Annotated in this window: 8 protein-coding genes; 5 read left to right on the forward strand and 3 right to left on the reverse strand. The window is 34.0% G+C overall.

What is annotated here, in order from left to right:
• Positions 1–137 precede the first annotated feature (137 nt).
• The 3 genes from zntB (at position 138) to mgtA (ending at position 6,852) form a co-directional block, all read left to right on the forward strand.
• Positions 138–1,139, forward strand: coding sequence for a zinc transporter ZntB (gene zntB / locus B9N71_RS01825; protein ID WP_051634328.1), 1,002 nt, complete (start codon positions 138–140; stop codon positions 1,137–1,139).
• Positions 1,140–1,282: 143 nt separating this feature from the next.
• A complete protein-coding gene (locus B9N71_RS01830; protein ID WP_085163908.1) occupies positions 1,283–3,169 on the forward strand; it encodes a DNA topoisomerase III in 1,887 nt (628 codons plus the stop codon).
• A 974-nt stretch (positions 3,170–4,143) separates the two neighbouring features.
• A complete protein-coding gene (gene mgtA / locus B9N71_RS01835; RefSeq protein ID WP_065589908.1) occupies positions 4,144–6,852 on the forward strand; it encodes a magnesium-translocating P-type ATPase in 2,709 nt (902 codons plus the stop codon).
• A gap of 342 nt (positions 6,853–7,194) precedes the next feature.
• Here mgtA and B9N71_RS01840 read toward each other — a convergent pair whose 3' ends face one another.
• A complete protein-coding gene (locus tag B9N71_RS01840) occupies positions 7,195–7,416 on the reverse strand; it encodes an HP1242/YdcH family protein (protein ID WP_034914830.1) in 222 nt (73 codons plus the stop codon).
• 168 nt (positions 7,417–7,584) lie between these two features.
• Here B9N71_RS01840 and B9N71_RS01845 point away from each other — a divergent pair, with 168 nt between their 5' ends.
• Positions 7,585–9,108 carry a helicase HerA-like C-terminal domain-containing protein gene (locus B9N71_RS01845; RefSeq protein WP_085163909.1) on the forward strand — a complete coding sequence of 508 codons (1,524 nt, stop codon included), beginning with the start codon at positions 7,585–7,587 and terminating at the stop codon, positions 9,106–9,108.
• Between the two features lie 48 nt (positions 9,109–9,156).
• The gene (locus tag B9N71_RS01850) at positions 9,157–10,230 is read left to right on the forward strand and encodes an AI-2E family transporter (protein WP_085163910.1); all 1,074 of its coding nucleotides are present in this window, start codon (positions 9,157–9,159) and stop codon (positions 10,228–10,230) included.
• Positions 10,231–10,265: 35 nt separating this feature from the next.
• On the opposite strand, the gene bcp is transcribed toward B9N71_RS01850, so the two are convergent.
• Positions 10,266–10,742: a thioredoxin-dependent thiol peroxidase gene (gene bcp, locus B9N71_RS01855; protein ID WP_065559949.1), complete on the reverse strand. Its 477-nt coding sequence runs from the start codon at positions 10,740–10,742 to the stop codon at positions 10,266–10,268.
• A gap of 61 nt (positions 10,743–10,803) precedes the next feature.
• Positions 10,804–12,096, reverse strand: a complete 1,293-nt coding sequence (gene hemL / locus B9N71_RS01860) for a glutamate-1-semialdehyde 2,1-aminomutase (RefSeq protein WP_085163911.1) — start codon at positions 12,094–12,096, stop codon at positions 10,804–10,806.
• Positions 12,097–12,251: the final 155 nt, after the last annotated feature.

Below are 12,251 nucleotides of genomic sequence, written 5' to 3' on the forward strand. Positions count from 1 at the left end.
TCAGGTTTAACCTGTGTCAGTATGAGCTTAACGGATTGGTTTTAATGCCTTAAATAAAATAATAAAACGCTAGTTGATGGCTCCAATTTAAGCTAAATTAGGTATATAATTTGAAAAAACAATAAATGGGATCGGTAATGACTAGTCAAAATAGTGTAAGTTCTATTTCTGTTTCACATCTTTTAGAAGCTAAACCAGCTTTTTGTTGTCAGTTAGATGGTAAAGGCAAAGCGCTACCACTTAATGAACAGAGTAAACCTTCAATTTCACAACCATTTTGGATTCATTTAGATTTTGCTAAACAAGAAACCATCAATTGGGTAAATAATACAAATCTAGTTCCAGATTTGATTAAAAATGAATTGCTAAAACCTAAGCAAATATCCAAGGAAATTCGTTTTGAGTCTGGTGTTTTAGTGGTTTTAAAAGGTGTTAATTTTGTTCCCAATGAGCTTCCCGATCCTATTGTTACCTTTCGTTTTTATATAACTGATAACATGATTATTTCAACACGACATCAACAAATTTCGGCTATTGCTGAATTAAAGGATCATCTAGAAAAGGGCATTGGTCCTGTAGATGTGGCGGATTGGTTGATTCAAATGTCTGATTTAATTAGTGATCAAGTTAATTTATCTTTTGATAGTGTTCACAATAAAATCATTAAGTTAGAGGAATCTGTTTTAAACCAACGTATCTTTTCTTATAAAGAAATTGGTCGAGTTCGTAAACAGTTGATCGTTTTACGCCGATTGTTATCACCACAACGCGATATTTTTGTAAAAATTTCGACTGAAAGAATATCGTGGATTGACGATAACGATCGCCAACGCTTGCATGATATTTCCTATCAACAAAATCATTATGTATCTGATATTGATAGCTGTTTATTAAGAATAGCTTCAATTATGGAACAAATTAATAGCTTCTTGGCTGAATCAACCAATAAAAGAATCTATTTAATGTCACTCTTTACCATAATTTTTACACCCATTACGTTTTTAACCAGTTTGCTTGGTGTCAATTTAGCCGGCATTCCTTTTAGTAGTGAAGGTTGGTCTTTTGTAGGGTTAATATTATTGCTTGTTATTATTTGTGTTATTTCAGTTATTTGGCTTAAATACAAAAAATGGTGGTAATAAAGCATCTTTAAAAATGGATGAAAATTTATGAATGTTTATAAAGTTGGGTATAAGGATATAATTGACTTTTTATTTAAAACCATAAAATTAATACTGATTCAAACTTATCTTGTTTGAAATTTTAATGAATAATTATTCTTATGCAACCTAATCAATCTTATCGTTTATTTATTGCCGAAAAGCCCAGCTTAGCAAGGGCTATCGCTGACGTATTACCTAAACCTCTTCAAAAAGGTAATGGTTTTATTAAAGCGAGTAATGGTGATGTGGTTAGTTGGTGTATTGGTCATCTCCTTGAACAAGCCACTCCAGAGGTTTATGATCCTCGATATAAGAAATGGGTGATTAATGATTTACCCATAGTGCCTGAAAAATGGATATTAATGCCTAAAGGCAATACAGAAAAACAATTTAATATTTTGGTAGATTTGATTAAGTCAGCAGAGCAAATAGTACATGCTGGTGACCCAGATAGGGAAGGGCAGTTACTAGTTGATGAAATTTTAAATTATTGCCAATTATCGCCAGATAAGCGCAAAGCAATTCAACGCTGTTTAATTAGTGATTTGAATGCCAGCGCTGTTGAAAAATCATTGCAACAATTACGCAACAATCAAGATTTTATTCCTTTATCAACTTCGGCATTAGCAAGGGCTAGAGCCGATTGGCTATATGGAATTAATATGAGTCGTCTTTGTACCATTGTTGGTCAAAAAAACGGTTATCGGGGGGTTTTATCAATTGGGCGAGTACAAACTCCTATTTTAGGGTTAGTGGTTAGGCGAGATTTAGAGATAGAGCAATTTGTACCTAAACCATTTTATGAAGTTTTTGCAGTGCTACAAACCAAAGATAATGAAATATTTAAAGCTAAATGGCAACCTAGCGAAGCTTGCTCGCCTTATCAGGACGAAGAAGGACGTGTTTTAGTTAAAAAATTGGCCGAAAATGTTTGTCAGCGTATTAATAAGCAATCAGGCACAATTGATAAAGTTAGTAATAAAAAGAAAGAACTTGCGCCACCAATGCCATTTAATTTATCGGCACTGCAAATTGAGATGGCTAAAAAAAATGGGCTAAGTGCCCAAGATGTGCTTGATATTTGCCAATCGTTATATGAAAAACACAAATTAATTACTTATCCAAGATCAGACTGTCGCTTTTTGCCAGAAGAACACTTAAAACAAATTACAGGTGTAAAGTCTGCCATTGAAAATAATTGTCCAGAACTACAAACCGCAATTAATAATGCTGATTATACTTTACGCACTAAAGCTTGGAATGACAAAAAAGTGGAAGCACATCACGCTATTATTCCAACGTTGCGTAAAGCTAAAATGGAAAACTTAACTGACAACGAAAAGGCGGTTTATCAAGTTGTGGCAACGCAATATTTAGCTCAATTTTATCCAGCATATAAATATGCTGAATTGCAAATTGATGAAGATATTCAAGGCGGAAAATTTATTTCTAAAGCTAACCAAATGCTTGATGAAGGTTGGAAAGTTTTATTTAGAACTAAAAACCATCAATCCCCAACCGATATGAATGACAATGAAAGTAATGGTTTATTAACTAAATTAGTTAAAAAGGGTGAAACCGTGCAATGCATTGATACTGAACTGGTTAGCAAAGAAACTCAGCCACCAAGACAATTTACTGACGCAACACTGTTGTCTGCGATGACGGGGATTGCCAGATTTGTTAAAGATCCCGAAATCAAAAAAATACTACGCGAAACAGATGGTTTAGGTACAGAAGCAACAAGGGCAGGTATTATTGAATTGTTATTTAAACGTCAATTTTTAATTCGTCAAGGCAAAGCAATTCGCTCAACCGAGGTGGGTAAAAATCTGATTTTATCACTACCAGATATAATGTCGATGCCAGACATGACCGCCCATTGGGAATTGCAATTAAACGAAATTAGCAAAAAAGAGTTTTCGTACCAACAATTTATGTATCAACTTAATTTATCACTGTTAGATCTTGTTAATCAGTTAAAGAATGCAAGGTTGAATATTTAAGGTTAATATCTATATAAAAAACAGGATGAAATTTAATAATACTGTTCATTCTGTTTATTAATATAGCCATACTAATTAAATAATAATTTTAAGTGCTTTTTCTTTTTGTTATTTTTATAACTCGATCAAATATCAGCATATATTAATAATATTATCCAAGTTAGCCGTTTTGAGTACATTTTTCTTAAATAAATGTGATAAAAGAAATCACAAAATAATTACCAAATTGGACTGATTATTATTGAGTAATTCAGATAGTTCCCTTTAAAATATTTACGTTAGTTAATAGGGTAGCGATTGTATATTCTATCAGATAATAGGGTTATCAATTTTATATAAAGTAAAGATGAAAACGGCGATAAGTGCCGTTTTTCAACAACTGTATTTATTTTTTCGTGATATAGGTTGACTTCTAATCCTTAAAGGAGTATAAAGAGCCCGCCTTTTGAGCTTTTCTTCCTTTTTTAGCTATTATGGAAGTTAAAAACGAGGGTGAAGGGAAGTTGAAATATAAAGTGAAGAGTTCAATTTACAGGAGAAATATGGACACTCAATCGGGTCACCCCAAGACTAGGGGAGACAAATTTAAACACATCATTATCGGTTAATGAACCTGTCTAAATAACCATTTTTTCAGTTCACAAACCGAAATTGATAAAACGGTAACGGTGAACGATATGTATTTTTTTACACGCTATCACACAAATTCAAAACACCAATGCGCGCAAAGTTTAATGGTGCGTGTTTTACATCTTTCAGAAAAACATTTAGAACCACCGAGTTGTATCTAAATTCTTAATTAATTCTGTTTGCTAATCAAATTTAATGCTCAGCCCAAGCTATAAGAAATAGCTTTATAGGCTACTTTTGATATGCACTAAATTTTAGTTAATCACAAAATTTAATTATTTATTGTTATTTAGTAACAATAAGTTGGCCTACTTTTGCCAAAATTATGAATATAGGTACTTATGATGACAAAAAATACATCAAAAACTAAAGCACAAAATAGTGTAGATATTAAAGCTATCAACGAAGCTCAAAGCAGTCTTGATAGTATTTTAGCTAAATTTCAATCCAGCCTTTCAGGATTAACACAAGAAAGTGCAAAGTCGAGAATTGAAACATATGGAAAAAATGAAGTTGCACGCGAAAAGGTACCATCAGTTTTAGTACAACTATTAATGGCGTTTAATAATCCATTTATATTTGTATTATTAGCGTTAGCTATTGTCAGTTTTGTGACTGATTTTTGGTTACCTTTGCAAAATGGTGAAGAGACAGATTTAACCAGTATTATCATTATTCTAACTATGGTATCACTGAGTGGATTATTGCGTTTTTGGCAGGAATTTAGATCGAACAAAGCGGCTGAGGCGTTAAAATCGATGATTCGCACAACAGCAACGGTGCTAAGACGTGCGCATAAAGATATGAGCCCAGAACGTATTGAAATTCCATTAAGTGAAATTGTTCCTGGGGATATTGTTTACTTGTCGGCTGGAGACATGATCCCAGCAGATATTCGATTGATTGAATCTCGGGATTTATTTGTTAGCCAAGCCGTATTAACAGGCGAATCAATTCCTGTTGAAAAGTACGACACATTAGGTGCTGTAACACAAAAAACATCCGATAATATCGAAACATCAAACATCAACAAAGATAATTTGCTTGATGTTAATAACATTTGTTATATGGGAACCAACGTTGTTAGTGGAACCGCCACAGCCATTGTTGTTGCAACAGGAGGGGATACTCATTTTGGCTCATTGGCAAAATCAATTGTAGGATCTCGTGCTGAAACTTCGTTTGATCGCGGTGTTAATAGTGTTAGCTGGTTGCTTATTCGCTTTATGCTAATTATGGTGCCAATTGTATTTTTTATTAATGGTTTTTCAAAAAATGATTGGGGCGATGCTGCACTTTTTGCATTAGCCGTGGCCGTTGGCTTGACGCCTGAAATGTTACCAATGATTGTGAGCGCTAATCTAGCAAAAGGCGCTGTTGGTATGGCAAAACGTAAAGTAGTTGTTAAAAGACTTAACGCAATCCAAAATTTTGGGGCGATGGATATTTTATGTACTGACAAAACGGGGACATTAACACAAGATAAAATTATTTTAGAGCATCACCTTGATATAAAAGGTCAAGTCGATTCATCTGTTTTGGAACTTGCATGGCTTAATAGTTATTATCAAAGCGGCATGAAAAACTTGATGGATAAAGCGATTATTCGTTTTGCCGAAGAAAAGACCAGCATGAAAAAGGTTGGTGTTAGCTTATACAAAAAAATTGATGAATTACCATTTGATTTTGTACGCCGACGTTTATCGGTGGTGGTACAAAATGGTGATGATAACCATTTGATGATTTGTAAAGGCGCAGTTGAAGAAATGCTGTCTATTGCCAGTTACGTTTATGAAAATGACGAATATTTACCATTAAACGATGAACGTAAACAAGCTTTGATCGCATTAGCACATGAATATAATAAAGAAGGTTTTAGAGTATTAGCCGTTGGAGTAAAAAACATTCCGGCAAGTGAAACAAAACCACAATACACCGTGCAGGACGAAACTGCGCTCGCCATTCGTGGCTTTTTAACTTTTTTAGATCCACCAAAAGAAAGCGCATTTGAAGCTATTTCGGCATTGAATGAGCATGGTGTGGGCGTTAAAGTTTTAACTGGTGATAACGAAATCATCACCATTAAAGTTTGCCGAGAAGTTGGTTTAGAACCAGGCACGCCATTACTTGGCACTGAAATTGAAAAAATGGATGATGTCGAGCTAAAAAAACAGATCGAACAGCACACTATTTTTGCAAAATTAACGCCGCTGCAAAAATCGCGAATTATTCGGTTGTTGCAAGATAATGGACATACAGTTGGTTTTTTAGGCGATGGTATTAACGATGCACCAGCACTTCGCGATGCAGATGTAGGGATTTCGGTCGATACTGCAACCGACATCGCTAAAGAATCTGCTGATATTATTTTACTTGAAAAAAGCTTAATGGTTTTAGAAGAAGGTGTAATATGTGGCCGCGAGACCTTTGGCAATATCATGAAATATCTAAACATGACAGCAAGTTCTAATTTTGGCAATATTTTTTCAGTATTGGTTGCTAGTGCGTTTCTACCATTTTTACCTATGCTAGCGATACATTTACTTATTCAAAACTTATTGTATGATATTTCACAACTCTCATTGCCATGGGACAAAATGGACAATGAATTTTTACAAAAACCACGTAAATGGAATGCGTTAAATATTAGACGTTTTATGATTTGGATTGGGCCTACATCGTCTATTTTTGATATCACAACTTATGCATTAATGTGGTTTGTATTTAGTGCTAATAGTGTTGAAGCTCAATCACTATTTCATTCAGGATGGTTTATTGAAGGGTTATTATCGCAAACTTTGGTTGTGCACATGCTAAGAACACAAAAAATTCCATTTGTGCAAAGCACGGCGGCATTTCCTGTTATTGTGATGACTTTGTTAGTTATGGCGATTGGTATTTATATTCCATTTTCTCCACTAAGTGGGTTAATTGGACTACAACCATTACCGTGGTCATACTTTCCATGGCTATTAGCAACTCTATTTAGCTATTGCTGCGTTGCACAATTAATGAAACGTATCTATATCAAACGTTTTGGACAATGGTTTTAATTAACTAATAACAGCTAAGTGATACTAATATCGCTTAGCTAATTTAAGAAGTATTTATTTAAAAAATACTAAAAATCAAAATGTTAAATATAAAATAATAACAAAGGAAATAATCTATGAAAACACCACATAAAAATTTAATTATGCTAATTAAAAGCCGAAAACAAAAAAAGCTCAAGCAAAATTAAGCAATTAAATATAAAATAGTTAGCGCAAGGATTTTAAGTTAACACATAATAAAAAACCCCAATTATTGGGGTTTTTGTTTAATTGTTTATTAGTTTATTAGTTTGAAATAAAACGATTAATTAAAATAATTACAAGTTGTAGGTAATTAAAAGTTTAGATAATTTCAGACGCTTTTTTTAGAATTTCATGAATTTCATCTTTAATTTTAAGTTTCTGTTTTTTTAATGCCTCTATCGTTTCAGCGGTATTGACAATAATTCCAGATTCAATATTTTTAATTTTTTGGTCGAGCTCATTATGTTGGTCGAATAATTTTTGAAAACGTAAATCGGTATTTTTTAATTTGGAAATTAATTCTCGATATTCTGGAAACATAGTGCCTCCTTATATGGGCTAGTTAGAATAATAACAATAGCAGCTATTGCTAATTCAGAATACAATATTATGCGTAGTTTTAATAGAAAAATTGTTTTAATAACCAAATATATTTTTATAACAAAACTGTTTTAATTGCAGAGTAAAAAACAACAAGGGAGTTATTCCATGAGTGAGTCGATTGTAGTTGCCAAAAGTCATGGTAAAGATTTATCAATTATTGCTGCATTAGCTAATCGTCATGGTTTAATTACTGGCGCAACTGGTACAGGTAAAACAGTGACATTACAAAAAATGGCAGAAGGTTTTTCAAAAATAGGTGTACCTGTCTTTCTTGCTGATGTTAAAGGCGACCTAACTGGGATTGGTGAAAAGGGCAAATTAACTGAAAAACTACAAGCTCGTTTAGCGAGTATTGAAGTTAATAATTGGCAAGCAGACTCGTCACCCATTGAATTATGGGATGTATTTGCTGAAAAAGGAATCCCCGTTCGTAGCACTGTGTCAGATATAGGGCCTATTTTGCTTGGTCAGTTACTCGATTTAAATAACGTTCAAGCAGGTGTGTTACAGTTGATATTTAAAATCGCTGATGATAACAATTTATTATTAATTGACTTTAAGGATCTTCGAGCATTAATTCAATTTGTTGGTGATAACGCTAAAAAATTTACCACACAATATGGAAACATTTCGCTATCGTCAATTGGCGCAATTCAACGTGGATTGTTAACTCTTGAACAACAAGGTGCCGAATTTTTCCTTGGTGAACCAATGCTTAACATTCAAGATTTAATGCAAGTTAATCCTAAAGGTTACGGTATAATTAACATCTTATCGGCCGAAAAGTTATATAACTCGCCAAAATTATATTCAGTCTTTTTATTGTGGCTATTGTCAGAACTTTTTGAGCATTTGCCAGAAGTAGGTGATCTTGATAAGCCGAAACTTGTCTTCTTTTTTGACGAAGCTCACTTACTTTTTAATAACATTTCGCCTGCATTATTAGAAAAAATAGAACAAGTGGTGCGTTTAATTCGCTCTAAAGGGGTCGGGGTTTATTTTTCTTCTCAGAATCCGAGTGATATTCCTGATACAGTTTTAGGGCAATTAGGCAATCGTGTGCAACATGCCTTACGCGCATTTACCCCAAAAGATCAAAAAGCTGTAAAAGTGGCTGCCCAAACTATGCGTGCCAATCCAAGTTTTGATACTGAAAAAGCAATAATGGAATTAGGCGTTGGCGAAGCTCTTATCTCGTTTCTAGATGAAAAAGGCAGTCCAAACATGGTTGAACGTGGTTATATTATTGCACCGAGTTCAAAAATGGGACCTATGTTGCCAGAAGATCAATTAACTATTATTCGCCAATCATGTTTTTACAACAAATACGCACAAACCATAGATCGACAATCCGCTTATGAAATACTGAAAAATGGATTTTCGTTAAATAACCAATCCGATCAAAACAGCAATGGTAGCGATATAAAAAGAGACGATGATAAAAATAATAAACAAAATAATGGTGGATTGCTAAATTTTTTAAGCACACTACTTTTTGGTACTAAGGGGCCAAGAGGTGGACAACATGATGGTATCACCCAAAAAATAGCTAAAAGCGCAACAAGGCAAGTTGTTAATCAAATCGGTAAACAGATCACCCGTGGTATATTAGGTGGTTTAAAAAAATAACCAAAACGAAGTTATTACTTAAAAAGTCAGCAAAATAGGAGTATTTTAATGTTAAAAATGTTCATAGAATGGTATAAAAAACGCTTTAGCGATCCGCATGTTGTTTCGCTAATGGCTGTTATTGTTGGCTTATTTGTTATTATCTATTTTTTCAATAAAATTCTTCTACCGGTTTTAATTGCGATTGTACTATCTTATTTACTTGATAGACCGGTTAACTATCTACATAAAAAAAACATACCAAGAACACTGGCAGTTGTAATGGTGTTACTGCTTTTTTTAATGATTGTATTAGTTGGATTTATGATTTTATTACCATTAATTTGGCAACAAAGCATTAGCTTAATCACTAATATTCCAAACATGCTAAATTTTGCAAACAACTTTTTAACCACCTTGCCTGAACACTACCCTGAACTAATTGATGTTGGCTTATTCGACTCGATCATCCAAGGTATTACCAACAAAGTTGTGCAAACTGGTAATTCGTTATTGCAATTTTCCATTGTGTCTTTATTAGGGCTAGTATCTGTTGCAATTAATGGGGTATTAGTGCCCATAATGATGTTTTTTTTATTAAAGGACAAAACAAAAATATGGGGATACTGTTCAAAAATCTTGCCTAAGAACCGTACAATTTTGAACAAAGTTGCTGCTGAAATGGATATGCAAATATCCAATTATATAGTAGGCAATGTACTACATATAATTATTTTATCCATTTGTGTCTATATTCCTTTTTGGTATTTTGGTTTAGATTATGGACTTTTATTAGCAGTGCTTGTTGGATTATCTGTATTAGTGCCTTACGTTGGTATTATTATTTCAAGTATTCCGGTTGTATTAATTGCTCTATTTCAATGGGGATTAAGCGCACAATTTGGTTATTTATTGTTTTTCTATGTATTAATACAAGCATTAGATGGTAATTTATTGGTACCTTGCTTATTTTCTGAAAAACTTAATTTACATCCATTAGTTATTATTTTAGCGGTAATTGTGTTTGGTGGTTTATGGGGATTTTGGGGAATATTTTTTGCAATACCTTTGGCTACATTGGTTAAAGCAATTATAAATGCATGGCCAAAATCAGACGAATTAAATACTATCAATAGCGAGTAAAAGCAGATTAATGGTTAATCTGCTTTTAATCAGAACTATTTGCTGTGTTTTTTAAGATAGTCTAAAACTACTTCGTGATGGTTAGCGGTTTTGAAATCATCAAACACTTTTTCGATTTTACCGTCTTTGCCAATTAAAAAGCTTATACGGTGAATCCCATCGTAGGTTTTTCCCATAAACTCTTTTTCGCCCCAAGTACCAAATGCTTGAGCAACTTCATGATTTTCGTCAGAAAGCAGCGTGAAATTTAACAGCTCTTTTTCGATAAATCGAGATAACTTCTCAGGTTTATCGGTACTTATACCAAGGATCACCACATTATATTTTTTGAACTCATCAGAACAATCTCGCAAATTACATGCTTGCACAGTGCAACCAGGTGTCATCGCTTTTGGGTAAAAATAAATTAAAACACGTTTGCCTTTAAAGTCATTTAAGCCTACAAGCTCTCCATCTTGGTCTGGCAACGAAAACTGAGGTGCTTTTTCACCTTCTTTAAGTGGATTAACCATATGATTATTACCTATTTTAATAGTTTAATTTTTAATTGGAAATATAAAAAGTGCCATACATCTAAACTAAGTTATTAAAAAAACGACTTGCTGCATCAATGGTATGATTGATCTCTTTATCTGTGTGCTTAAGTGACATGAAACCAGCTTCGAAAGCTGACGGTGCAAAATAAACACCTTCATTTAGCATATGATGATAGAATTTCTTAAATAATTCAACATTACACTGCATCACATCTTGATAAGTGGTTACTTCAGAAGCAGTTGTAAAGAATAATCCAAACATCCCTCCTACATAATTCAACACTAACGGCACATTATGCTTTTTAGCTACCGATAATAAACCATCAGCAAGCGATGCGGTTTTATCTTTTAACTCTTGATAGATTCCAACTTCCATTAACTTGGTTAACGTTGTGTAACCAGCTGCCATTGCAACGGGGTTACCTGAAAGCGTTCCAGCTTGGTATATTGGACCAGTTGGTGCTAATTGCATCATAATATCTGCACGACCACCAAACGCTCCAACAGGCATACCTCCACCAATAATTTTGCCTAAACAAGTTAAATCGGGCACAACATCATAATAATCTTGAGCTCCGCCCAGCGCGACTCGAAAGCCTGTCATCACTTCGTCAATGATTAATAACGTACCATACTTATCGCAAAGTGCTCGTAAACCGTGCAGAAACTCTTTTTGAGCTGGCACGCAATTCATATTGCCCGCAACTGGCTCAATAATGATGGCGGCAATTTGGTCGGGATATTGCTCAAATTGTTTTTTAACCGATTCTAAATTATTATAATCACAAACTAATGTATGCTTAACAAAATCATCAGGTACACCTGGTGAAGTTGGGTGACCAAAAGTAAGGGCACCAGACCCCGCTTTAACTAACAAATAATCAGCATGACCGTGATAACAGCCTTCAAATTTAATAATCTTATCACGTCCAGTAAAACCACGTGCAACACGGATGGCACTCATGGTTGCTTCAGTTCCCGAATTTACCATACGCACCATTTCAATTGAAGGCATTAATTGAGTAACCAAATTAGCAACTTTGGTTTCAATTTCGGTTGGTGCACCATAACTCAAACCGTTATGAACAGCGTTAATTACCGCATTAGCTACATCGGGGTCATTGTGTCCAAGGATCATCGGCCCCCAAGAACCGACATAATCAATGTAGGCTCTTTCGTCCGCATCATAAATATACGCACCGTTTGCACGCTCGATAAATAAAGGTGAACCACCAACGCCATTAAAGGCGCGAACAGGCGAATTAACGCCACCAGGCATAACTGATTGAGCCTGATGATAAAGTTTTTCTGATTTGAAATTGTTTTGCATAACTGAGATGATCTCTCTATAAAAATTTGTTGTATTTATTCATAAAATCAAAATAAATTCAAGCCAACTATGAGAAATTTATTTAATAGAAGTTTTCTATTTTGTATTTTCATTTAGCAAAGGTATATAATGCAAAGATCAATATATTAGGAGAA

The organism is Gilliamella bombi, assembly GCF_900103255.1.
Classification (GTDB): Bacteria; Pseudomonadota; Gammaproteobacteria; order Enterobacterales; family Orbaceae; genus Gilliamella; species Gilliamella bombi.